This is a genomic window from Proteus sp. G4415 (assembly GCF_963896075.1).
In the GTDB taxonomy this organism is placed as follows: domain Bacteria; phylum Pseudomonadota; class Gammaproteobacteria; order Enterobacterales; family Enterobacteriaceae; genus Proteus; species Proteus mirabilis.
The window spans coordinates 49,913-75,075 of sequence record NZ_CAWQOK010000070.1 but is presented as its reverse complement, the minus strand read 5'-3'; the positions used below and the strand labels follow the sequence as shown (position 1 = coordinate 75,075).

Sequence of the window (25,163 nt, the reverse complement as noted above, 5' to 3'; positions counted from 1 at the left end):
CCTCGCTTTATCATCCTGCATTTTGTTCAATGATTTCATTAATCAATGAATTGATTTCTGACATATCAATAGTGAGTGCATCAGTATGATAAGCCGGTGCTTGACGTTCGCTCTGTGATAATACTTTTCCATCAAGATTAACGGTATCCACAGTCACTTCAGTGGATAAACCGATACGTAGCGGTTTTTCTGCAACTTCTTTTTCATCAAGGGAAATACGTACCGGCAAGCGCTGAACTACTTTTATCCAGTTACCACTGGCATTTTGTGCCGGTAATAGTGAGAATGCACTGCCTGTTCCCATATCTAATCCCTGTACACGACCATGGTAAATAACTTTTTTACCATAAAAATCAGTGGTTATTTTCGCGGGCTGTCCGATACGCATATTGGCCAGTTGCGTCTCTTTAAAGTTAGCGTCTATCCACATACCTGTGACAGGTACGACGGCCATTAACGGTTTACCCGGTGCAACTTGTGCACCAACTTGAACGCTACGACGTGAGACATAACCTTCAGCAGGACTTAGTATTTTTGTTCGTTGTAAAGCTAGCCATGCATTACGCACTTCTGTTGCAGCTTGTAATACAGAAGGTTGTTGTGCAATAGGCGTGGTTAAGATAATGGCTTGATTAGCATTATATTGCTCTTTTGCTACATCTAATGCCGCTTTTGCCGTGGCAACAGCTTCTCTTGCATGTTGGAGTTCTTCTTTTCCAATGACATTTCGCTCGCCTAATACTTCTCTACGACGCAGATCATTTTGCAATTTTGCCAATTCAGTTTCACGTAAAACAATATTCGCTTTTAATTGACGACCATTGATGATTTGCTGATGCATTTGACGGACACTATTTGCTAAAGCGGTTTTTGCTTTATCTAATGCAAGTATTTCATCACTATCATCTAATTGGACTAGAGGTTCACCTGCTTTTACGTAGTCTGTATTGTCCACATAGACAGTCGTTACCGAGCCTGAAATTTGTGGCATAACCATAATTTGATTGCCTGTTACGTAGGCATTATCTGTGGTTTCATGATGTCTAAGAACCATAAACCAGTAAGCGGTATAAGCGAGCCCCGCGAGAATAAAGATAAAAGTCAGTAGCAATAAAACATTTCGGCGAGTTCGTTTTTTATTGCGAATGGGAGCCTGAGGTGGATTTTTTTCCTCATTTACACTCATTTAGAAGATCTCCATAAACCAGAAAAAAGCATTATATATGTTTCCAGAATAAAATCCGGAAACATATATATTGGGCTTATATTAGAATAATAATTAGCACGAAAGGCCAATTATAAATGTGAATGAATATATTTGTTTATCAATTCATGTTGTAAATGAGGTTGGCGGTATTTGGTCAGGATATCGCAATGCCTCTTGCTCTTAGGCTACGTTTACTAGATGTAATGGTATCTAGTAAACGGAGTCTACTTTCGCACAAATGAGTGGCGAGTAGTTCTACGGCTTTGTCCGTATCTCTCGAACGAAGTGCTAAAAATATTTCACGATGCTCATCCCACGCTGGATTAGACGGCGCTCTATCAAGCCATCGTGCTCGCGAAAGCCTACGTAGGGCATCATTTATCCCTTCAATAATAAATGCGTTATTACAAAGGCGTGCCAACTCTCTATGGAATCGTGTTCCAGCATTTTCCATGCTCTCTTCTGGTGAATCTACCGTGGTTTCTTTAAGCAGGCGTTCCAAATTGTTCAACTGTTCTTCGGTGATCTGGCTGACTGAAAGTTTTAATGCTGCTACCTCCAGTATTTCTCGGTAAATACATAATTGTTCGATTTCATCGGCATCGATTGGTGCCACTAACCAACGTATACCATCACGACATATAAGTCCCTCTGATTCCAACTTTTGTAATGCGGCTCGAACGGGAGTTCTCGATGCGTTAAATTTCGCTTCAGCCCAGCGTTCAGTTAACCGTTCTCCTGGGCCTAGTTCCATGTTGAGTATCAGTTTTCTTAATTGTTTTTCAACCTCTAACACTTGGCTCATAACGGCAATACTCTCCTAAAAATTGACAGTAAAATAAATTATCTATATGGTATACCAAATTGGTATACCAGAAAAGAGTGTTTCTATGACTCAATTATATAACAGCTTTTGGCGTCGAAATCTGCTCGTTTGCTTTATTGGTTCTTTTTCAACTGTTTTTGCAATGACCTTGATGTTACCGTTCCTCCCCCTATATGTTGAAGAGCTTGGTGTTCAAGGTCACGCCGCCATTGTCCAATGGTCTGGCGTGGCATTCAGTGCAACCTTTATCACTGCTGGCTTAATTGCTCCAGTATGGGGAAAGCTCGGTGACAAATATGGACGTAAATCGATGCTCGTAAGAGCCAGTCTTGGTATGGCGGTGACCGTCTCACTTATGGGAATGGTAACAAATATTTGGCAACTTGTCGGTCTAAGGCTATTAGTTGGTTTGGCGGGGGGATACTCATCTGGAGCAACTATTCTTATTGCAGTACAAGCTCCTAGAGAGCGTGTTGCTTGGGCGTTGGGCATTGTTTCATGTGGTGTAATGGCGGGTAATCTTATTGGCCCTCTAGCTGGAGGGTGGTTACCTGACTTGTTCGGTATTCGAAACACGTTTTTCTGTGCCGGTGCACTGATCTTTTTATCTTTTATCATGACCCTTACGCTTATCCGTGAAGATACGCCGAAATACATAAATACTACGACAAAAATGCAAGTGAGTTGGTCGCAGTTACCTGCACGATTTGTGATAGTTAGCATGCTTTGTACGGGGTTGTTGCTGATGCTGGCCAATATGTCGATAGAACCTATTATTACAGTTTATGTGCGTACACTCGTTAATGATCCTGCTCAGATAACTAGGGTTGCAGGTTATGTCATGGCCGCTGCTGCCTTAGGTAGTATTATTTCAGCCTCTTGGCTTGGGAAATTAGCAGATAGGATAGGGCATTTGCGTATTATCACGCTGGCACTAGCTATAGCCGGTTTATTGCTGATCCCTCAGGCCTTTGTTACCTCTGGTTGGCAACTTATTATTTTACGTTTTCTTATGGGATTAGCATTGGGGGGATTGTTGCCTTGTATTGCGGCAGTAATACGTCATCACGTTCCAGAAGGAATGATAGGCAGTATCCTTGGCTATTCGGTCGCAGCCCAGTTTGCAGGTCAGTTCATCGGCCCGTTAATAGGTGGCGTTATTGGTGGTCATATAGGTATGCGCGCAGTTTTTCTGGCAACTAGTGTTGTCTTATTGTTGGGAGCCGCTTGGAATTTTAAATTACATCGTAATTCAGTTATACGCTGATGAACTTCGTTCTTCTTCACCTGTATATTTCGGAGATTTTATGACAACACAATTCAACAATAACAATAATAATATCGATAAAAATAGTGCTCTGCTGGTAATGGATTTTCAGACGACCATTCTTAATAATTTCCTTCCACAAGATCGTGCTGAAGATGTTATTCGTAATACATCATCATTAATTTCCTCTACGCGTGCAGCAGGCATACCGATTATCTATGTTAGTGTTGAGTTTCGTGAGGGGTATCCTGAGGTTAGTCAAAACAACATAATTTTCTCATCGATTAAAGACAATGGAATATTAATCACCAATAGTGAAAGTTCCGCTATTCATGATGATATTTTTCCGCAGGAAAATGAAATCGTTATTATTAAACGTAGAGTAGGGGCTTTTTCATTTACTGAGCTTGAGATGGTTCTTCGTACACAAGGTATTGAAACCTTGATCCTTGCAGGAGTCACGACCAGTGGCGTGATTTTATCTACAGTTAGTCAGGCATTTGACCTAGATTATCGTCTAGTGATTGCAAGTGATTGTTGTGCCGATCCTGATCATGACACACATGTTTTTTTACTCGAGAAAATCTTGTCTCAACATGCTGTTGTAACCAGTTCATCTGAAATATCAAAATATTGGGTATAAATAGCCTAAGTAGCCAATGTTACATAGATCTTGTCGGTAGTATGATAGATTAAATATCAGACATGATTGAGTGCAAGGGCTGGGGAATATTGGCTTTTGGCACAGAGCGACCTGTCAGATTTATGTTAGCTCTGTGCCATAGCTAGTCAGGTCAAATCTGAGCTAATACAGATTAGATCAATAAGTTTATTGATAGTGATGGTTATTCCTGCTGATTATCCGCTAATGTATCAAGTTGTAATAATAATTTACGCATTAGGGTTTCTAGCTGTTTTTGTTCACCTTCATCTAATACTGACCAAATTTTCTTTAAACATTCGTGCTGTGGTGGTAATAAGCTATTTAAAAACTCTTCTCCAGCATCAGTTAAATGAAGATGTAGACAGCGACGGTCATTATGACTTTCACGACGCTCAATCCATCCTTGTTTTTCTAATTCATCTGCAATACGAGTGGCATTTGTTCTTGATGAGCCTAACGCCGCACTCAATTCTGATGGTTGAATACTACGATTTTCCGTTGTATCTAAAATCATAAGTGCCATAAATAATGTCTCGTTAATGCCCTGAGACTTTAACATATTATTACGACTTTCAAGAAGTTTGCTCTGGACGTGCATAGACAGGCGAGTTAACAAAATTTCTTGGTAAGGAATATCTTTGTTAAGCGATTTCTGTTGTGTAGCGCGAGTGTTTAGTAGTTCTTCTGTTGGCGTAAATGAGCTTTCCATTTTTAGACACCTTGTTAGTTTCGATAATTAGGATAACGTTGTTATCAACATGTTAAATGGTATATTAAACACACAATTTAGCAATTTTTATTATTTATAGTCACTATGTTTTTTTGATTATGCTACCTGATTCATAAATTTTTTGAATGATAACATAAAAAAATCACTAGGTGCTTATCTATTTACAATAAGTTATAAAAATCAATTTATCCCTTATTTACTTATGAATAATAGTCTATTTAGGAAAAAATGGATCGATTTCTACGATAAAACACGTAATAAATTTATTTTACACTATAATGATTCTATTGTTAATAATACCACTTAGAAACTATGCCGTTTATGCTATATTGATATAATTGATATGTATTTCTTAATAAAGAATGAGATGATGATATACATAAATAGTAATCACGCTGTTAAAACATTTACGTTTTGTTCTGTTTAGAGGGGTATTGCTGACATAAAATACCCCTTTTGAGATAAGTTTTATTATTCAGATTGGATCACTGGATCATTTTTATAACCAAATAACCAAACCAGTAAACCTAATAAGCCAATGATTGCACCGGCGCTGGAAACACCAATCCAGCCATATTGGTGATAAGCGTAACCCGATAATAAAGAGCCTAGGGCGCCCCCGATAAAATAGCTAGTCATATAAGCGGCAGTAAGCCGATTTCGGGCATCAGGTAAAATACGGTAGATAGTGCTTTGGTTAGTGACATGAACACCTTGAACGGCTAAATCTAATAAAACCACACCAATAATAAAACTAATCAGTCCAATCCATTGATAATAAGGGGCGATAACAATAAGTCCCCAACAAATGAAGAGAAGAATTAAACCTGAAGTAGTCGTTTTTTTACCTTTGCCTTTATCAACCCATACACCCGCTTTACCCGCCATTAGTGCTCCCGCAGCACCGACAAGTCCAAACAGGCCAATAACTGCATCGGAATAATTAAAGGGATCAGAAGCGAGTAAAAAAGCCATTGATGTCCACAGTAAACCAAAGTGGGCAAAGATAAGTGCACCAATCAGTGAGCGGGTACGTAATACTGGGGTCGTGGCAAACAATTTAAAAATAGAACCGAGCAGTTGAAAATAATTTAAATTTGTTTGGCTTTTATAGGTAGGTAAACAGCGCCATAGTGTAATAGCTAAAATAGCTAGAAAAACACTTGCTAGCCAGAAAATGCCCTGCCAATTAGTAAAGGAAGCCATCAGCCCTGACGCTGTTCTTGCCAGTAAAATACCAAGTAAAAGCCCACTCATAATAGTACCTACCGCTTTTCCTCGTTGATGAGGTGCAGCAAGTGTAGCGGCAAAAGGAACCAGAATTTGGGCGACGACCGAGAACATACCTGATAGGGCAGTACCAATTAACATAAGCCAAATATTAGGTGCCATTGCCGTAATTAATAAGCCGCTCGCTGAAATCAGCGTCATGATAACAATCAGTGAACGACGTTCAAAAATATCGCCAAGGGGAACCAATAGCATTAAACCTAAGGCATAACTTAATTGTGCTGTAGTGACAATAAAGCCAGCTAAAGTGGCAGAGATATGAAAATAATTTGCAATTGAATCAAGTAGCGGTTGTGCATAATAGTTACTTGCGACAACCATGCCAGTGGCAACGGCCATAAGTAAAATAAGGCCTTTACTAAGAGAGGTTTGTGGTGCTGTGTTTTCCATAATACTGATCACAAATTATTTGTAAGGTAAATGATAGTAACATGAGTCATTTTTTTGCGGAAAGAATTACTGTGATAGTAATGTTCAATCAATCGGGCATGAAAGTTTTTAATCTATTTTTATAATAGATTAATATTAAAAGTAAAATGTGATTTATTCTCGGCAGATAACCGCATATTTGCATTATTTATTATGCTAAATAGATGAATAGCCCCATTCCCTCACTGTCCTGATTAGACAAGTATTAATCCATATAGTAACCAATGTTATTAGTTAATTATATCATTAATATTAAATTATTTAGTTATTCTGTTTTAAATATAGCTCATTTTTAGTTTAGTTAACTTTTTTATGGTTTAGATCAAAAAAAGCTATGTAATGATAATAATTATCATTAACATGATTGTGTTGTTAAATGTATTTTTAGCTATTTATTTGCGTATTAATAACCATATAAAAGATACTATTATGAACTTTTTGTTAATTAAGCATGAGCCTCATTTTCAGGGAATGGGGGCCGTTTCATTTTCATCTCATGCGATTTTTTTATTACTCACTACACTTGTTTCGTTTAATAGCGTTGCTTCACAAAGCACAGAAAAAGCATCACAAACTCAACAATCTGAAACTGTGGTGCTTGATCCTATTTATGTTTCCGGAAAATTAAATTCGAGTGTTGAAGCAGGAAGCACGGCTTTGACATTAAAAGATATCAATAGAATTCAGCCAAATAATATCGCTGAATTGGTAGATAAATTACCAGGGATTTCCTCATCTGGCTCGCCAAGACCTGGTGGGCAAACTTTAAATATTTGGGGAATGGGCAATCCGGAAGATGTGAAAATCACTCTTGATGGTACACCGAAGACGTTTGAAAAATATCGTCAAGGTTCCATATTTATCGATCCTGAATTAATTAAACGCCTTGATGTCGATAAAGGGCCACATAATATCACCCAAGGAAATGGAGGATTTGGTGGCTCCGTACGGATTGAAACGAAAGATCCGGATGACTTACTGTTACCTGATCAGCATATTGGTATGTTTTTAAAATATGGACATCATACTAATGATAGGCAAAATCGTTATAGTGGTGCGATATATGGCAAGCTAATGGATGGAACGGCTGACGGTCTATTTTATTTTAATCGTCGTAAAAGTGATGATTTACGTCGTCCTGATGGCACTAAATTTGGTTATTCACAATCAGATCAAGATTCGTTTTTAATTAAAACCAATGTCTATTTAACAGACGCACAAACATTAACTTTATCAGCATCAAGATCTGTCAGTGATGGCTGGACGCCTTGGGCTGCGAAGCGAGATGAACTGGCAAAACCGAGTCAATATGATGTTGATAAATATGGTTTTGATGGAGCGATGAAACGTAAGTTAGTTTATCGTGACCAAAAAGATGACACTGTGAGTGTGAAATGGAATATTCAGCCAATTGATTCTGACCTGATTAATTTCACATTGACTTATGGTTATTCAAATACCAAACAGAATGATAAACGCCCTGATAATGCGAGTTCTTATCTAAGTAGTAGTATGGGTAACCAAAGTTGGGTTAACTATAAAAATCATCAAATTGAAGTGAAAAATGAAAGTACCGTGATGCAAGGAGCTACCGAACATGTGATTTTAGTAGGAGCGCGTTGGCACCGTAATGATCGTAATGTGTTAATGTTTACGCGGGATAAAGCGAAAAATCCAAATTATAATTATGGCTATTATGCACCACCTTATATGCCAGAAGGGACGCAAACAACCACGAGTTTTTATCTTCAAGATTCAATTAGTTATCGAACACTAACCCTCACGCCTGGTGTGCGTTATGATATAGTGAAAAATCAAGGAGTAGGGAGTCGAGCGAAGGTTTATCAAGATCCTAATCCCTATTACGGTCATGATTATAGTGATGTAACTTATCGTGGCATTACACCTCATTTGGGTATTTTATGGAAAGCGACCCCCAATATTAGATTTTTTGGTGATATAACTCATACATGGCGTGCGCCGTTAATTGATGAACAATATGAAGTGCAAGCCAGTATCTCTAGTTTGACAGGCACGAGTCGCCATTTAGATAAAGAGACCGTTACCGCAACACGGATTGGCGCCATTGTTGATTTTGAAAATGTTTTCCAACAAGAAGATCAGCTTCAACTTCGAAGCACATTTTTTGATACTCGTGGGAAAGATGAGATATTCCGTCGTCGCGGTGTCTATTGTGAAAGTGGAAAAGTAACCGGAAACAATGGGAGTTGTCCTCCTTCCCTTGGAAATTATCGCAATTTACCTGGCTACCATATTCAAGGTATGGAAATAGAGGCATTTTATGACAGTGCTAATCTCTTTGGTCGCTTAGCGTATTCGACAATGAAAGGTAAACGCGATCAATCTCCTCGTGATCCGTGGTTTGGACAAAAAACATGGATTGCAGAAATTCAACCGGATGCATTACATGCCACCCTTGGAATGAAAATCCCACAAATAAATATGGTTGCAGGGTGGACAGGGGACTTTATTGGCGCTCAACGTCGTTCACCGATGGATGCTGATCCGGCTGCTACTTATTGGTCATTACCAAAAAGTAAAGGCTATGCCATTCATGGACTATTCGCTAATTGGAAACCTGCTTTTATCGATAATACTGAGATACGTTTTACTGTCGCCAATTTATTTAACCGTGATTATTACCCTTATTTAGGTGAGTCGGTATCTGGTACTGGGCGAGATTATCGCTTTACCGTGGTTAAAAGTTTTTAGTTAGACAACAGGACAACAGCCATAAGATAAAAAAAGCAGAGCATATTAATAATGCTCTGCTTTGACGTTATTTAAGGATTATCACTATTAATTAGCCGCTTTACGCGCTTCTTCTACCCAGCCATCAAAGGTTTTTTGATGTGCTTTGATCCACGCGTTAGCATGACGTTCAATATCTGCTTGTGATTTTTGACCATTATGCATACGTAAGTTTTGGGCGTTGATATCAGCCACTGAAACTTTCATTATTTCAAATAATTTAGCAGCAGCAGGGTTGGCTTCGGCCCATTTTTTATTTGCTGCGATATGCATTGTACTCGGTGGGAAACCGTAGTTTTTACCGTTTGGTAAGGTTGTATCGGTTTTGTCATCTCCCGGTAATGAAGAGAAGGGAACTTGTAGCCAAACGACATCTTTACCCGGCTTTAATACATCACTTATCCAGTACGGTGTCCAAGTATAATAGAAGATAGGTTTACCTTCTTTATAACGAGTAATGGTATCTGCCATCATTGCCGCATAGTTACCCTGATTATGGGTGACTGATTTCTCTAAATCATAGGCTTTTAAGTGATTATTAATAGCTTCTTCACAACCCCAGCCAGGGTTACAACCGGTTAAATCTGCTTTTCCATCACCATTGGCATCAAATAATTTGGCAATTTTCGGATCTTTAAATTGCTCTATATTAGTGATGTTATATTTCTCAGCCGTTTTTTTATCGATTAAGTAACCTTGGGCTGCATTAACCACATAATCACCTTTACGATAAAATGTGTTATCGCCACCTGCGGCTTCATATTGTGAGTTATGCAAAGGTACCCAACTAACCGCCATAAAAGTGGCATCACCATTAGCAATAGAAGAATAAGCTACGTTGTAGTCAACTTCTTTAATGGGTTGCACTGTGTAGCCGAGTTTTTCGAGTGCTTTATTGACAATGAGTGTCTGAAAAGTTTCTTCAGAAATAGTACTTTGTACCGGTTGAACCGAAACCCCTTTACCGGGTAAATCAGCAGCGGATAACTGAGTGCTTATCAGTGTGGCGGACAATACTGTTGCCCAGAGAACTGGATTACGCATAGTTTTTCCTTCTGTTGTGATGGGTAAGAGATAATAGTCGCTGTGTCGTGCTACTGTTATCTCTTATATTAATTGAATAAATATGTTTGATTGTTAGTTAATCTTATTGCCAGTATGAGTTATGCGGCTTTTTTACCAAACAGGCGGCAGATCAAACCAATCGGGCCTGTCATATACCAGCGTCTATTACCTTTCAGGCGACTATTTTGGCCTAAAGATTGAGTTAAGCGGTCAAGAATAATCGCGAGGATCACAATACCGGCACCACCTACAGCCGCTAATCCCATATCTAGGCGACCAATACCACGTAATACCATTTGACCTAAACCACCAACGGCTATCATTGATGCGATAACAACCATTGACAGTGCTAACATTAAGGTTTGGTTTACCCCTGCCATAATCGTTGGCATTGCCAGCGGTAATTGTACTTTAAACAACATTTGTCGAGGATTTGCCCCAAATGATTGAGCCGCTTCAATGAGATCTTCCGGTACTTGTTTGATACCTAAAATAGTTAATCGCACTATCGGTGGTAAGGCGAAAATAATCGTGACAACTACACCGGGTACGTTACCAATCCCGAATAACATCACGATAGGTACTAAGTAAACGAAAGCGGGGGTTGTTTGCATGGCATCTAAAAGTGGTCTGACAATTTTTGATGCTCTGTCACTATGTGCAAGCCATATCCCTAAGGGGAGACCAATAATCAGGCAGAATAGTAATGAGGTCAGCACTAATGCAAGGGTTATCATCGCTTCAGACCATGCACCAATAGCACCGATTAAGATCAGTGAAATAAAAGCGCTTATTCCCATCACCTTACCTGAAAGTTGCCATGCAATCAGTGAAAATAAAATAATCGCAACAGGTGCAGGCATTGAGGTAAGAAAGTTTTCAAAGCCACCTAATACTAAATCGACTGGAACGCGTATCCCTTGGAAAATAGGACGAAAATGCAGCACAATCCAGTCAATACCATCCGTTACCCAAGAATCTAGTGGGATCAGCATATGATTAAATGGATCCATAATATTAAAGTGATCAGGTGTACTTTCTGTTGGCATGGCATCTAGCCAATCAGTACCAGAAGAGAGATCACTGCCGTCAGTGCCACTCCCTGTACCCCAAGGATCAGCATCAGCTCCACCGGTATCACCGCCAGCGCTACTACTCCAAGGGTCGGTATCAGTAGTGTTGCTATCCGTGGTTGCCCAAGGATCATTGTCTGTATCTGTGTTGTTATGCGTTTCTTGCGCTGAATTTTGTGTTGTATTGGCGTTTTCTGTTGCCGCTTCTTGAGTGTCCGTTTCCCAAGGATTGGCTTGGTTATTTGTCTTACTCATTTGGTGTCTCCTTATCCAGTGCTTGTAACAACATTCCTTTCGAAATTAAACCGATATAACGGTTTTTTTCATCAATAACAGGGATCGCACAGGGAGATTGCGCAACAGTAGAAATCAGTTCATTTAATGGTGTATCACCATTAATCGCACAAGGTTCAGTTAAAATAGCGGATCCAATAGGTTGCTTCGCTTTTAATGCTTCTTCAAGAGAAGTGACAGAAACAATACCTGCAAATTTCCGTCCTCGCTCAATTAAATAACCAAAGTTTCTATCTTCATCTTCCAGTACTTTTAATGCTGAACGGGGACCAAAACCTGGCGCAATATGCAGTAGTGTTTCTGGGCGACGTTTAGCAATATCTTTAGCGCTAAATACATGACTGATATCAACGCCACGGAAGAAGGTACGTACATAATCATTGGCTGGATTATTAAGAATTTCATCAGGGGTACCGATTTGTACCACCACACCACCTTGCATAATCGCGATACGATCGCCAATACGCATGGCTTCATCCAGATCATGAGAAATAAATACAATGGTGCGTTGTTTATCACCCTGTAAGCTTAATAACTCATCTTGCATTTCTGTTCGGATTAATGGGTCAAGTGCGGAGAATGCCTCATCCATTAATAAGATATCAGGATCATTGGCCAGTGCACGAGCAAGCCCAATACGTTGTCGCATCCCACCGGATAACTCATCCGGCCAAGATTGAGCATGAGAGCTTAAGTTAACTTGCTCTAATGCTGCCATGGCTTTTTCATAGCGCTCTTCTTTGCTAATGCCTGCAAGCTCCATACCAAATGCTGTATTATCGAGTACATTCATATGAGGCATTAAAGCGAATGATTGAAACACCATACTGATTTTTTTACGTCGAACTTGTCGTAAATCTTTATCAGACATGGTGGTGATGTTTTCACCATCAATAAGGACTTCGCCTTTAGTGGGATCTATCAGACGATTGAGAAGGCGCACTAATGTAGATTTACCAGAGCCTGATAATCCCATGATGACAAATATTTCGCCTTCTTCAATGGCCAGATTGGCATTTTGCACACCAACGGTTAACCCTGTTTTATCAAAGATCTGGTCTTTGTTCATACCAGATCCTAATAATTCAAAGGCACGTTTAGGGTGCTCACCAAATATTTTATATAGGTTTTTTACTTCGAGTTTAATTGCCATGCAATATCTATTTTCCTATTTAAATATGAAAGGAATAAATTAAATGTTAATAAATTAGTTTGTTGTTTTTCCTAAATTGAGATTTTTAGTAGGGGAATTACCCTATCATAATGAACAAGCCTGACAACCCTATGTTAATTATAATTAAACAAATAATTTTGTGATTTTTTTAGATTTTTTTTGATGATTAATAATTAAATAAAGTAAAATTATAGAAAAGAAAGAAGTCAAGGAAATCATACTAACTGTATGAAATAACATTATTTTTATTCAGATGTTAATTTTAATTATCATCACAATAGAAATAACAACAAAATAAAAAAATGTAAAAAGATACTAATAAAATAAAAATAGAAAAAAATGCATTAATATTAAAAAATCTTATGTTTTTTAAGGGGTGATCTTAAGTTATCGATAACTAGTCATAAAAATCATTCGTAAAAAATTGATAATTCTGGTTAATGGGACGGTAAAAATTACACAATTGGGTTGTTTTTCAAGCAAATAAAAATGCACTAAAAAATAAGTTTTATTTTTCAGTGCATTATGTTAATTGATTAATTCATAATTAATATGAATGTATTCTGTTTTTTGCTGTAGAGGGTTAGCTAGAAATCCCAGTCATCATCTTCGGTATTGATCGTTTTACCAATAACATAAGAAGAGCCTGAGCCAGAAAAGAAATCATGATTTTCATTTGCATCTGGCGATAGTGATGAAAGTATTGCTGGACTAACATTAGTTATTTCATCTGGAAATAGTGCTTCATAACCTAAATTCATCAGCGCTTTATTCGCATTATAATGAAGGAATTTTTTTACATCTTCTGTCCAACCGACAGAGTCGTAGAGATCTTCTGTATATTTAACTTCATTATCATATAAATCTAATAATAATGAGAAAGCAAAGTCTTTAATATCTTGTTTCTCTAATGATGATTTATTTAATAACTGATTTTGGAATTTATAGCCAATATAATAACCATGCACAGCTTCGTCACGAATAATTAAACGAATTAAGTCAGCTGTATTGGTTAATTTCCCTCGACTTGACCAATACATTGGTAAATAAAATCCAGAATAGAATAAAAAAGACTCTAAAAATACACTGGCAATTTTTTTCTTTAATGGATCACTATCTTGATAATAACGCAGAATAATATCTGATTTCTTTTGCAAATAGGTATTTTCTTCACTCCAACGATAAGCATCATCAACATCTGTTGTTAAGCAGAGTGTCGAAAATATCGAGCTATAAGAGCGAGCATGTACCGCTTCCATAAAACAGATATTCGATAATACCGCCTCTTCATGGGGAGTCTGAGTATCAGGCATTAAGGTTGGTGCCCCGACCGTATTTTGTATCGTATCGAGCAGTGTAAGCCCTGTAAATACACGGATAGTCAACTGTTTTTCAGCTTGGGTTAAGGTATTCCATGAAGGTATATCATTAGAAAGCGGAATTTTTTCGGGTAACCAAAAATTCATGGTTAAACGGTTCCAAACTTCTAAATCTTTTTCGTCTTCAATACGATTCCAATTTATCGCATTAACACGACTTAAATAAGATGCAGACATAGTAACACTTTCCTTATCATTATTATTAAAGGGCGCATGAAACACAGCCTTTTATTTCTGTGCCGGCTAATGCTGTTTGTCTAATACGAATGTAATACAAGGTCTTTATACCTTTACGCCATGCATAAATTTGTGCTTTATTAACATCCCTTGTGGTTGCTTCATCAGAAAAGAATAATGTTAGCGACAATCCTTGGTCGATATGTTGTGATGCTTGGGCATAGGTATCGATAATTTTTTCTGCGCCAATTTCATAAGCATCTTGATAAAAATGACGGTTTTCATTGGTCATAAAAGGGGCGGGGTAATAAACCCGACCGATTTTACCTTCTTTTCTTATTTCAATCGGTGCCACAATGGGGTGAATACTCGATGTAGAGTGATTGATATAAGAGATTGATCCTGTTGGTGGTATTGCTTGTAAGTTTTGATTATAAATACCGTGAGTCATAATCGAGAGCTTAAGTTTTTGCCAATCTTCTTGGGTTGGAATATGAATATTGGATTGGCTAAATAGCTGGTGGACTTTTTGGGTTTTAGGTAACCACTGTTTTGATAAATATTTATCAAAATACTCCCCAGTGGCATATTTTGACTGTTCAAACCCTTTAAAGCGCTGTTTAGTCTCTATCGCTAATTGGTTAGAGGCTAAAAGGGCATAGTATGTTACGGTATAGAAATAGATATTGGTAAAATCAAGTCCTTCTTCTGAACCATAATAAATCCCTTCACGGGCTAAATAACCATGTAAGTTCATTTGCCCTAAGCCAATGGCATGAGATGCTTGGTTGCCTTTTTCAATAGAAGGTACTGATTCTATTTTAGTCATTTGTGCCACACTCGTCAGTGCTCTGATGGCAACATTTACGGTATGCGCAAAATCTGGTGAGTCCATCGCCATGGCGATATTCATTGATCCGAGATTACAGCTAATATCATGACCAATTTGTCGATAACTTAAATCAGGATTGTATTCACTGGCACTATTTACTTGTAAGATTTCTGAGCATAAATTGCTCATATTAATTCGGCCCGCAATCGGATTTGCGCGATTGACGGTATCTTCAAACATAATATAGGGATAACCTGATTCAAATTGAATTTCAGCTAAAGTTTGAAAAAATGCCCGTGCTTTAATTTTTTTCTTACGTATCTCTGCATTGTTGACCATTTCAGTATATTTTTCGCTAATACTGATTTCTGACATAGGAACGCCATATACTCGTTCTACATCATAAGGTGAAAATAGATACATATCTTCGTTGCGTTTAGCTAATTCAAAGGTAATGTCGGGAATAACGACACCTAATGAAAGCGTCTTAATACGTATTTTTTCATCAGCATTTTCTCGTTTTGTATCTAGAAAATGATAGATATCAGGATGATGAGCATGGAGATAAACCGCTCCAGCACCTTGTCTTGCGCCTAATTGATTGGCATATGAGAAGGCATCTTCAAGCATTTTCATTACCGGTACTACGCCAGACGATTGGTTTTCAATGCGTTTTATGGGGGCTCCTGCTTCTCGTAAATTAGTCAGTAAGAAAGCAACACCTCCGCCACGTTTCGACAATTGCAACGCAGAATTGACTGCTCGGCCAATGGACTCCATGTTGTCTTCGATACGTAATAAAAAACAAGAGACCAATTCGCCACGCTGTTTTTTTCCACAATTTAAGAAAGTAGGGGTTGCAGGCTGGAAACGGCCACTAATTATCTCATCGACAAGGTGAGTGGCGAGTTTGGTATTCCCCTGTGCTAGGGTTAAGGCAACCATACAAACACGATCTTCATAGCGTTCGAGATAACGCTCACCATCAAAGGTTTTTAAGGTGTAACTGGTGTAGTATTTAAATGCACCTAGGAACGATTGAAAGCGAAATTTTTTGCTATAGGCATGCTTAAAAAGCTGTTTGATAAACGGGAAATCATACTGCTCTAATACTTGTGCTTCGTAGTAGTGTTGTTGCACCAGAAAATCGAGCTTTTCTTTTAGATCATGAAAAAACACCGTATTTTGATTAACGTGTTGACGAAAAAAATGGTGGGTGGCTAATTTGTCTTTATCAAACTGGATATTGCCTTGCTCATCATAGAGATTGAGCATGGCATTTAAGGCGTGATAATCGAGTTGTTCTATAGAGTGGGTCATATTTTTTATCTCATTCACTTTTTAGTCATTATTTGCTAGCTGACCAAAATGTGCTTAATCCGGTTTTTACACGTTTAACATCTTCAGGCGTACCAAGTAACTCAAAACGATAGAGAAAAGGGACTTGGCATTTTTGTGCAATAATGTCACCTGCTAAGCCGTAAGCAGAGCCAAAATTGGTATTTCCTGAAGCAATAACACCGCGTATTAATTGGCGATTTTCAGGAATATTTAAAAACTGGATCACCGCTTTAGGCACTGCACCTTTAACGCCACCGCCACCATAAGTTGGGCAGAGCAACACAAAAGGTTGTGTGGCTTGTAGTGGTTCATTCTCTTTTATCCTTGTCGCTTGTAGATTAAGTTTTTGTACGAAGCGGTGACAATTTTCTGAGCGACTAGAGAAATAAATTAAAGGGGCAGTCGATTGCATAAGTTGCTCCTTTAGCGCGCTATTTGACGAATTTTATCTGGGCAAAAGCCAGACCAATGTTCGTCACCATTAACGACAACCGGTACTTGGCGATATCCCATAGAAACTATTTTTGCTAATGCTTGAGTGTCTTGGGTGAGATCAACCGCAGTGAAAGGAATTTTTTGTTGTTGTAATGCGCGCTCGGTTGCACTGCATTGAACACAATTTGGTTTGGTATAGAGGATCACAGACATAGAATAACCCTTATAAAAATGTGAATGTGTCTGCTCACAGTCACAATGAAAAGTGCTTAAATACTATATATAGGTTTATTCTTTTTCAACCACACTAGATATGGTGTTTTTTATTTTTGATAATGATTATTATTAAAATTAAGTAGTTAGCAGATTTATTTTATTTTCTTATCGCTCATTTGAGCAATTTTTATTAGGTATAGTAGAAAATTAGATGATTGATTTACTTACAAAGCATGTTTTAATCTTGATGATACAGACAAATCAATAGAGAACACATTATGTACCAAGATTATCTCAATACGCCGAAAGGTTTTCCAAAGCCTTATATATCCATTACTGCAGATGATGATGGCATCACCAGCCTTAACTTTGTTAGTGAAAAAGAGGCGTTAGTTAATTCAAATGCCATAATTGACCTGTGTATAAAACAGTTAAAAGAGTATTTTTCGGGTAAACGCACCCTATTTTCAGTGCCACTAGCGCCTAAAGGAACCGAATTTCAAATACGCGTTTGGCAGACTTTACAGTCTATTCCTTATGGTGAAATTTGGAGTTATAAAAAGTTGGCACTTACATTAGGTTCCGTCAACTATTGCAGAGCGGTAGGAATGGCAAATTCACGTAACCCAATCTCGTTAATTATTCCTTGCCATCGCGTCATTGGTCATAATGGTAAGTTAGTAGGCTATACTGGGGGACTTGATATCAAACGTTGGCTATTACACTATGAAAAAGTGGATATTGACGAATAGTTCATATTGTAAGTATTAAGCACTATTTCTTAAGTGATTAATGGCTTAAGTTATGGGATTTGTCTGAATAATAATCGTTTAACAGAAAAAAAATACGCGTTTCGTGATCTAGACTGTGGACAGCGAATCATCATTTTTGTTTTACTATAGCCAACGCAAAACGCTTGCGTTTATTTTCTATTTTAAAGGTAAACTTGATGTCTAAATTAAAAGGTAACGTTAAGTGGTTTAACGAAACTAAAGGTTTTGGTTTTATCACTCCAGAAGATGGCAGTAAAGATGTGTTCGTCCACTTTTCCGCTATTGTTTCAGAAGGTTTTAAAACACTTGCTGAAGGTCAAAAGGTAGAGTTTGAAGTTACTGACGGCGCGAAAGGGCCATCTGCTGCAAACGTTGTCGCTATCTAATTAACGACTTCTCCAAAAGTAAAAAACGTTTTTGAAATGACCCCCAATAGTTGGACAACCAATTATTGGGGGTCTTTTTATGTCAAATACAGGGGGGATTTAAACATCATCATTGCTACTTAGGGTGACTATGCTTGCCACACTGCATAACTCTCGCTCGTTTTGATGATGAAAAAAGACTTGAGAAATTTAAAGAGGAGCTTGCGTATCTAGCTGCGGGATAAATACCGTGGTTGAAAGTTTTTTAAATTATTAAAATCAAGAACACATCATTGGTATCATTTCAAAATATCAATGAATGTATTGATAAAATTGGCTAATTTATTGAGTAATACCACCGGGAACAAAATCAAATTAAAAGGCCTGATATTGGTTGAATATCAAGATCAGGCCTTATAAATCGCTTAACTAAAAGAGTACAACTTTATGATTAACGGTTTTTATTTTGTTAAAGGAACTACATTTCACGGAGTAGCCAGAATGCGAATGCCGTCATCAGAAACGAGCCCGCTAAGTTTGCCCCCATGGTACCTAATGCCCAGCCTATTCGTCCTTCATTAAATAAGGCGACCACCTCAACGGAAAAAGTAGAAAAGGTGGTTAAGCCACCACAAAAACCTGTAGTAAGCATGATTTTCCAAATAGGGTCAATATTGGGAGCTTTACTAAACCAAGCAATGCCAAAGGCGATAATAAAGGCACCAATACAGTTAGCGACCAAGGTCCCCGTTGCAAAATGGGGAAAAAGAGAATTGAGGCGGTAGCTAATTAGCCAGCGTAGTACGCTACCTAAACCACCGCCGATAAATACAGCTATTGCAATGTTAAGCATAAGAGAGATTAATCGTTATTTAACCTCAATCCCTTGAGCTTGAAGATCAGCATGATAAGACGAACGAACAAATGGTCCACAAGCGGCGTGGGTAAAGCCCATTGCTAATGCTTGCTCTTTCATATATTCAAACTCGTCAGGACTGACGTAGCGTTGAACAGGAAGATGGTGACGACTGGGTTGTAAATATTGCCCTAATGTCAGCATCGTTACACCATGTTTACGCAGATCGCGCATCACGTCAATAATTTCTTCATTTGTTTCACCTAAACCGACCATTAACCCCGATTTAGTTGGAATATTTGGGTGGGCTTGTTTAAAGCGTTCTAGTAACGTTAGAGACCATTGATAGTTCGCACCAGGACGCACTTGACGATAAACACGAGGTACGTTTTCTAAATTGTGGTTAAAGACGTCTGGTGGTGTGTCAGTGAGGATCTCTAATGCTTTATCCATACGACCACGGAAATCAGGGACTAAAGTTTCGATGCGAATATTAGGATTTTTTTCACGGATAGCGGTAATACAATCGGCAAAATGTTGTGCACCACCATCGCGTAGGTCATCGCGATCTACTGAGGTGATAACAACATAACGTAATCCCATATCTTTTATCGTTTGGGCTAATTTAATTGGCTCTTGGGGATCGGGTGCGTTAGGACGACCATGGGCAACGTCGCAAAATGGGCAACGACGCGTACAGATTGCCCCTAAGATCATAAAGGTTGCGGTACCGTGGTTAAAACATTCTGCAAGATTAGGGCATGAAGCCTCTTCACAAACAGAATGCAGGCCATTTTTACGCATGGCCGCTTTAATACCTTGAATTTTACTTGAATCTGCGGGCAACTTTATTTTCATCCACTCAGGTTTGCGTAGCAGTTCTTCACGTTCTGTAACGATTGTTTTAACAGGAATAAGTGCCATTTTATCGGCGTCACGATATTTTACGCCGCGTTCCATCTGAATAGGTTTACTCATAATTGTGCCAGTTCCAGTTATCTAGGGTGATTAACACGATGTGACTGAGGTAATCAGGGTTTTAAAAAAAAATGATAAATGTTAAAAAAATTATAGCATTTTTATTGCTGTGGTTGGAATCCCAGTTGTGTACAAAAATGGTTGATTAATAATGATGCCACTTGTTCCGATGTTGCATTCGGCGCCAAATCAACCAGTTGTGTCATTTTTAGATCAGGATAACCACAAGGATTTATTCGCGTAAAAGGAGATAAGTCCATATCAACATTAAGTGCTAGACCGTGAAAAGAGCAACCTTTGCGTATACGTAATCCCAAAGAGCAAATTTTATCACCATTAACATACACGCCCGGTGCATCTGCACGAGCATATGCGTCTACATTAAATTCTGCGAGTGTGTTGATCACAGTATTCTCTAAAACAGTGACTAATTGGCGAACGCCAATATGGTTACGTTTTAGATCAAGCAAAACATACATCACTTGTTGGCCAGGGCCGTGGTAGGTCACTTGTCCACCGCGGTCAGATTGGATCACCGGTATAGAGCCTGTGTTTAAAAGGTGTTCTGCTTTACCCGCTTGACCTTGGGTAAAAACCTGTTCATGTTGAACCAGCCAAATTTCATCAGGTGTATGACTTTCCCGTTTTTCCGTAAACTGATGCATAGAATCAGAAACCGGTAAATAGGGTTTCATACCCAATTGGCGAATAATGATTGTTTTATCTTGCACCGTGAAAATCTTCATTTGTAGCGTAATTGTGAAAGGCAGTATAACGCTCCAACAAATGAACTACCAGAATGAGATGAGATTATTGCTTCAGTTTGTGTTTGATAAAGGAATATTGATAAAAAAACGACGTAGTGAGAAGGGGAGGAAGGGGAGATAGATGTGATTAACCAAGCAGTGCTTAATTGGCGATTAACCCCAATTAGGCTTTTATTTAAGTGAGACTTGCTAAATCTAGGTGACAAATCAATAACGAAATAATAAGAATTAATATAAGAAGTAAGGTGAAAGAGAAAGAGAAAGATAAAGAGAAGATACTGCGTAATATTGCTTCTTAAGTACGTCTAATGCCCCCTAATAGGGTAAGGGGGCAAATAGAAAACAATTATAACACCATGCGAACAAGCTCTAATTCACCTAACTCTTTATAGAGGGTTTCTACTTGTTCAATATGCGTTGCGTTGATAGTCACAGAGACTGAGTGATAGTTACCTTTGCTACTTGGTTTTACTGAAGGTGTATAATCACCGGGTGCATGACGCTGGATCACTTCAACGACTTGGTCAACTAATTCGGGTTTAGCATGACCCATGACTTTGTAAGTAAATGAGCAAGGGAACTCTAATAGTTCGTTTAATTTTGTTTTCATCATAATGTAATCCTTAAGACAACAGGCGATGTTGTTTTAATAATCTCTTTTACACCTCATCAGCACAAATAAAAAGCGCATTCCTCCTATGATGAGGAATGCGATACTGATAGTTAGGGTAAATATAGAATGGGTAAATGTGTTTATTCCAATATCGATATAATCTTTATATATGGACACATTTATCCTTTTCAAGCCTTAACCAAACCAACGTGAAAATAATAATTTGATGTAATCAATCAAGCGGCTGAAAATGCCACCTTCTTTCACTTCATTCATAACAACAAGTGGACGTTGTTCAATGACTTGCCCATCAAGTTGGAAATTAATGGTGCCAACCACTTGGTTTTTACTGACTGGCGCATGTAATTCAACATTATCTAATACATAACTGGCCTTTAGATCTTTGAGTCGGCCACGGGGGATCGTGAGATAAACATCTTTATCAACCCCTAATTGCACTTTATCAGTATCACCATACCAGATAGGTTCAGCGGCAAATTCTTTACCCACTTGCAGCGGTTTTACCGTTTCAAAGAAGCGAAAACCCCAAGTAAGTAGTTTTTTACTTTCAGCATCACGGCCTTTAGATGAGTGTCCCCCCATCACAGCAGAAATCAAGCGCATATTTCCTTCTGTTGCAGAGGCAACAAGATTATAACCCGCAGCTTCAGTATGACCTGTTTTAATACCATCAACATTGAGGCTAGTATCCCAAAGTAAACCATTACGGTTAGTTTGACGGATATTATTGTAGGTAAACTCTTTTTCTTTATAAATGGCATATTCTTCTGGAACATCACGAATTAATGCGGCGCCAATCAATGCCATATCTCGTGCACTACTGTATTGCCCAGGTGCATCTAAACCATGTACAGTTTGAAATTGTGTGTTTTGTAAACCTAGACGCTTAACATAGTCATTCATCATAGTGACAAAGGTATCTTGGCTTCCCGCAACATAAGAGGCCATTGCTACACAGGCATCATTACCTGATTGTAGATTGATACCGCGTGTTAATTGTGAAACGGTGACTTTATCACCGGGTTTCAAAAACATTAATGATGAGCCGCGAAATACAGGGTTGCCCGTTGCCCATGCTTCTTCACCAATAGGAACAATATCGTTGTTCGATATTTTTCCTGCACGAATGGCTTGACCTATAACATAACTGGTCATCATTTTGGTTAAACTGGCTGGATCACGACGGACATCTGCGTTTTTTTCCGCGAGGACTTTCCCAGAATTATAGTCGATAAGAATATAGGATTCGGCTTCGATATTAGGAACAGCGGGTATCATTGTTTTTAATGTGTCATCAGCAATAGCATGATGGCTAATAGCTAATAATATAAAGGTTGCACTAAATAGACGTGTTCTTAGTAATTTCACTGGGCGTGTCTGTTTCATTCTGTTTGTCTGTTCCGGAAATTCAGGGAAAATAAATAAAAGTTGATAAGAAAAATATCAGCAAACTCAGGTGATTCTATGCCTGAATTTGCTTTTAGAAAAAGAGTTTTTACGAATTATTACCCTTTATTGGCTAACAATAAACCCATCGATATTTTTACTTTGTTTCAACGCACTTTTTATTGTTTCGGCTTGCGTTTTTGATGAGTAGGGGCCTAATTGCACTTTATGTAGTCCATTAGTTGTATTAATGACACCTTGGGTATTTAAAGCATTGGTTAATTCAGATAACCATGTTTGTGCATTAGTTTGATTACTTAAAGCACCTACTTGTACATAGTAGCCTTGCGCTATTGCGCTAGATGAAGATACTGGCTGTGGAGCTGGAGCTGGAGCTGGAGCTGGAGCTGGAGCTGGAGCTGGAGCTGGAGCTGGAGCTGGAGCTGGTTGAGTCACTGTTATGGGAGACGGTGCTGTTACAGAGGGTTGGGGAGCCATTGTCGATGGCTGAGTATTAAAGTTAGGACGCTCAGGTAATGTAGTAGCTCTTTTCTCTATTTGTGCACCTTGAGTACCAATACCACTTATTTGGCCATTTTGATCAACGACAATACCTTCAATTTGAATAGGGGTTGTTGGCATTAACTGCAAACTGTTATAAACAGCAGGTGTAACCTGTATTTGTTTGCCTTCAACGTAAGGGCCACGATCGTTAATTCGCACAATCATTGTGCGTCCATTGATTAAGTTTGTTATTTTCGCATAACTTGGAATAGGCAATGTTGGGTGTGCCGCAGCAAACTCATAAGGGTTGACTCGTTCACCTATGGTTGTTAAGCGACTCATTGCTAAGCTGTCGTAAACAATCGCTTGTCCTCGTTCACTAAAGTTCGCCGGATCTTTGACTATGCGATAAATTACCCCATTTTTACGATAATCTTGATTCGCAGTCGGGTGATAAGGCTCATAACGAGGCTCTATACCTAATACGGGTTGTGTAGGTACATTTGGCAACCTTGTGGTTGGCTGATTATTATTCACAGGTTTATCAGCAACACATCCTGCAAGTAGCAATGCACTGACACCCATCAAAACCCATTGCAAACGCATAGAAACCTCATTATAAACTTTTTGATAATAGTTTTCGGTGTGTATGAATTGACATAACAATGCCAAATCCTGCCATTAGTACAATTAATGCCGATCCCCCATAGCTTACCAGTGGTAATGGCACGCCGACTACTGGGAGGATCCCACTCACCATACCAATATTGACGAAAACATAAACAAAGAAGATCAGCATTAATCCACCAATCATGACTCTGCCAAATGTATTTTGTGCTTTTGTCGCGAGATAAAGACCTCGAGCAATTAAGAGTATATAGAGCGTTAGTAGGATTAAAACACCAATCAGTCCTAATTCTTCTGCGAGTACGGCAAAAATAAAGTCGGTATGGCGCTCTGGTAAAAATTCAAGTTGAGACTGAGTCCCTTGTAACCAACCTTTGCCATGTAATCCACCAGAACCGATAGCAATTTTAGATTGGATAATGTGATATCCGGCTCCTAAGGGGTCAATTTCAGGATCAAGTAACATCATGACCCGTGTTCGTTGGTAATCATGCATCAAGAAAAACCAGAGTATCGGAATAAATCCAGCAATTAATAGTGTTGCGACAGTAATCAAACGCCAACTCATACCGGCAAGGAAGATAACAAAAATTCCTGAAGCAGCAATTAAAATAGAGGTACCCAAATCAGGTTGTGCTGCCACTAAAAGGGTGGGAACGAAGATCAACACTAAGGCTATTGCTGTGTTACGTAATGTTGGCGGGCAAACATCACGGTTCATAAAGCGAGCGACCATTAGAGGAACGGCAATTTTGGCAATTTCAGAAGGCTGAAAACGTATGATACCTAAATCAAGCCAGCGTTGTGCACCTTTACTAATTTGCCCAAAGACATCAACAAAAATAAGTAATACAACACAAAATACGTAAAGGTGAGGAGCCCAGTTTTCATACACCCGTGGAGGGATCTGCGCCATGATAATCATAACGATAAAACCCGTAGCAATTTGTCCCAGCTTGCGTTCCATCATATCGGGATCTTGCCCACTTGCTGTCCACATAATAAATGCGCTATAGCATAATAAGGCAATAATACAGAGCATAAAGAATGGATCGATATGTAAACGCGTCCAGAGTGATTTTTTCTTGTTATTTTCTGTCAT

23 protein-coding genes are annotated in these 25,163 nt (G+C 38.6%); 5 read left to right on the top strand and 18 right to left on the bottom strand.

The annotated features are described in order from the left end of the window. Positions 1 to 10: 10 nt before the first annotated feature. Together emrA and AACU95_RS08830 are read right to left on the bottom strand one after the other, a co-directional pair. A complete protein-coding gene (gene emrA, locus AACU95_RS08835) occupies positions 11 to 1,186 on the bottom strand; it encodes a multidrug efflux MFS transporter periplasmic adaptor subunit EmrA (RefSeq protein WP_004252255.1) in 1,176 nt (391 codons plus the stop codon). A gap of 175 nt (positions 1,187 to 1,361) precedes the next feature. Then, positions 1,362 to 2,012 (bottom strand): GntR family transcriptional regulator, encoded by a 651-nt coding sequence (locus tag AACU95_RS08830; protein ID WP_004246086.1) that lies wholly within the window; start codon positions 2,010 to 2,012, stop codon positions 1,362 to 1,364. Positions 2,013 to 2,097: 85 nt separating this feature from the next. On the opposite strand from AACU95_RS08830, the gene AACU95_RS08825 reads away from it, so the two are divergent. Together AACU95_RS08825 and AACU95_RS08820 are read left to right on the top strand one after the other, a co-directional pair. Continuing rightward, the gene (locus tag AACU95_RS08825) at positions 2,098 to 3,300 is read left to right on the top strand and encodes an MFS transporter (protein ID WP_012367580.1); all 1,203 of its coding nucleotides are present in this window, start codon (positions 2,098 to 2,100) and stop codon (positions 3,298 to 3,300) included. A 40-nt stretch (positions 3,301 to 3,340) separates the two neighbouring features. After that, positions 3,341 to 3,943: a cysteine hydrolase family protein gene (locus AACU95_RS08820; RefSeq protein ID WP_141192168.1), complete on the top strand. Its 603-nt coding sequence runs from the start codon at positions 3,341 to 3,343 to the stop codon at positions 3,941 to 3,943. A 202-nt stretch (positions 3,944 to 4,145) separates the two neighbouring features. Here AACU95_RS08820 and mprA read toward each other — a convergent pair whose 3' ends face one another. Both mprA and AACU95_RS08810 read right to left on the bottom strand, forming a co-directional pair. Continuing rightward, positions 4,146 to 4,673 (bottom strand): transcriptional repressor MprA, encoded by a 528-nt coding sequence (mprA, locus tag AACU95_RS08815; protein ID WP_004246081.1) that lies wholly within the window; start codon positions 4,671 to 4,673, stop codon positions 4,146 to 4,148. Between the two features lie 492 nt (positions 4,674 to 5,165). Continuing rightward, positions 5,166 to 6,374: an MFS transporter gene (locus AACU95_RS08810; RefSeq protein WP_004246079.1), complete on the bottom strand. Its 1,209-nt coding sequence runs from the start codon at positions 6,372 to 6,374 to the stop codon at positions 5,166 to 5,168. 378 nt (positions 6,375 to 6,752) lie between these two features. On the opposite strand from AACU95_RS08810, the gene AACU95_RS08805 reads away from it, so the two are divergent. Then, positions 6,753 to 9,146 (top strand): TonB-dependent hemoglobin/transferrin/lactoferrin family receptor, encoded by a 2,394-nt coding sequence (locus tag AACU95_RS08805; protein WP_161737238.1) that lies wholly within the window; start codon positions 6,753 to 6,755, stop codon positions 9,144 to 9,146. Positions 9,147 to 9,233: 87 nt separating this feature from the next. Here AACU95_RS08805 and proX read toward each other — a convergent pair whose 3' ends face one another. From proX to nrdH, 7 genes are all read right to left on the bottom strand, one after another. Continuing rightward, a complete protein-coding gene (gene proX, locus AACU95_RS08800; RefSeq protein ID WP_004247424.1) occupies positions 9,234 to 10,229 on the bottom strand; it encodes a glycine betaine/L-proline ABC transporter substrate-binding protein ProX in 996 nt (331 codons plus the stop codon). Between the two features lie 119 nt (positions 10,230 to 10,348). Further along, the gene (proW, locus tag AACU95_RS08795; protein WP_141192026.1) at positions 10,349 to 11,578 is read right to left on the bottom strand and encodes a glycine betaine/L-proline ABC transporter permease ProW; all 1,230 of its coding nucleotides are present in this window, start codon (positions 11,576 to 11,578) and stop codon (positions 10,349 to 10,351) included. Next, positions 11,571 to 12,770, bottom strand: a complete 1,200-nt coding sequence (gene proV / locus AACU95_RS08790; protein ID WP_004246075.1) for a glycine betaine/L-proline ABC transporter ATP-binding protein ProV — start codon at positions 12,768 to 12,770, stop codon at positions 11,571 to 11,573. Before proV ends, proW begins: the two co-directional genes overlap by 8 nt. Positions 12,771 to 13,378: 608 nt before the next feature. Then, positions 13,379 to 14,347 carry a class 1b ribonucleoside-diphosphate reductase subunit beta gene (gene nrdF / locus AACU95_RS08785; RefSeq protein ID WP_141192027.1) on the bottom strand — a complete coding sequence of 323 codons (969 nt, stop codon included), beginning with the start codon at positions 14,345 to 14,347 and terminating at the stop codon, positions 13,379 to 13,381. 25 nt (positions 14,348 to 14,372) lie between these two features. Continuing rightward, positions 14,373 to 16,499 (bottom strand): class 1b ribonucleoside-diphosphate reductase subunit alpha, encoded by a 2,127-nt coding sequence (gene nrdE, locus AACU95_RS08780; RefSeq protein ID WP_004252248.1) that lies wholly within the window; start codon positions 16,497 to 16,499, stop codon positions 14,373 to 14,375. A 28-nt stretch (positions 16,500 to 16,527) separates the two neighbouring features. After that, positions 16,528 to 16,932 carry a class Ib ribonucleoside-diphosphate reductase assembly flavoprotein NrdI gene (nrdI, locus tag AACU95_RS08775; RefSeq protein ID WP_004247429.1) on the bottom strand — a complete coding sequence of 135 codons (405 nt, stop codon included), beginning with the start codon at positions 16,930 to 16,932 and terminating at the stop codon, positions 16,528 to 16,530. Between the two features lie 11 nt (positions 16,933 to 16,943). Then, positions 16,944 to 17,168, bottom strand: coding sequence for a glutaredoxin-like protein NrdH (nrdH, locus tag AACU95_RS08770; protein WP_004246071.1), 225 nt, complete (start codon positions 17,166 to 17,168; stop codon positions 16,944 to 16,946). 281 nt (positions 17,169 to 17,449) lie between these two features. On the opposite strand from nrdH, the gene AACU95_RS08765 reads away from it, so the two are divergent. Together AACU95_RS08765 and cspE are read left to right on the top strand one after the other, a co-directional pair. Further along, on the top strand, positions 17,450 to 17,923 hold the full coding sequence (locus AACU95_RS08765) for a methylated-DNA--[protein]-cysteine S-methyltransferase (RefSeq protein WP_004246069.1): 474 nt from the start codon (positions 17,450 to 17,452) through the stop codon (positions 17,921 to 17,923). Positions 17,924 to 18,120: 197 nt separating this feature from the next. Beyond that, a complete protein-coding gene (cspE, locus tag AACU95_RS08760; RefSeq protein ID WP_004246068.1) occupies positions 18,121 to 18,330 on the top strand; it encodes a transcription antiterminator/RNA stability regulator CspE in 210 nt (69 codons plus the stop codon). A 457-nt stretch (positions 18,331 to 18,787) separates the two neighbouring features. Here cspE and crcB read toward each other — a convergent pair whose 3' ends face one another. The 7 genes from crcB to mrdB form a co-directional block, all read right to left on the bottom strand. Beyond that, positions 18,788 to 19,162: a fluoride efflux transporter CrcB gene (gene crcB / locus AACU95_RS08755; RefSeq protein ID WP_004246058.1), complete on the bottom strand. Its 375-nt coding sequence runs from the start codon at positions 19,160 to 19,162 to the stop codon at positions 18,788 to 18,790. 15 nt (positions 19,163 to 19,177) lie between these two features. Beyond that, positions 19,178 to 20,143 carry a lipoyl synthase gene (lipA, locus tag AACU95_RS08750; RefSeq protein ID WP_004246057.1) on the bottom strand — a complete coding sequence of 322 codons (966 nt, stop codon included), beginning with the start codon at positions 20,141 to 20,143 and terminating at the stop codon, positions 19,178 to 19,180. Positions 20,144 to 20,244: 101 nt separating this feature from the next. After that, entirely contained in the window at positions 20,245 to 20,889 is a 645-nt protein-coding gene (gene lipB, locus AACU95_RS08745) for a lipoyl(octanoyl) transferase LipB (RefSeq protein WP_004246056.1), read from the bottom strand. 367 nt (positions 20,890 to 21,256) lie between these two features. Continuing rightward, positions 21,257 to 21,520, bottom strand: coding sequence for a DUF493 family protein YbeD (gene ybeD, locus AACU95_RS08740; RefSeq protein ID WP_026090527.1), 264 nt, complete (start codon positions 21,518 to 21,520; stop codon positions 21,257 to 21,259). Between the two features lie 198 nt (positions 21,521 to 21,718). Further along, entirely contained in the window at positions 21,719 to 22,930 is a 1,212-nt protein-coding gene (gene dacA, locus AACU95_RS08735; RefSeq protein WP_004246054.1) for a D-alanyl-D-alanine carboxypeptidase DacA, read from the bottom strand. Positions 22,931 to 23,056: 126 nt separating this feature from the next. After that, a complete protein-coding gene (rlpA, locus tag AACU95_RS08730) occupies positions 23,057 to 24,040 on the bottom strand; it encodes an endolytic peptidoglycan transglycosylase RlpA (RefSeq protein WP_161737237.1) in 984 nt (327 codons plus the stop codon). Between the two features lie 10 nt (positions 24,041 to 24,050). Then, complete coding sequence (gene mrdB, locus AACU95_RS08725; protein ID WP_004246052.1) at positions 24,051 to 25,163, bottom strand: peptidoglycan glycosyltransferase MrdB; 1,113 nt, start codon at positions 25,161 to 25,163, stop codon at positions 24,051 to 24,053.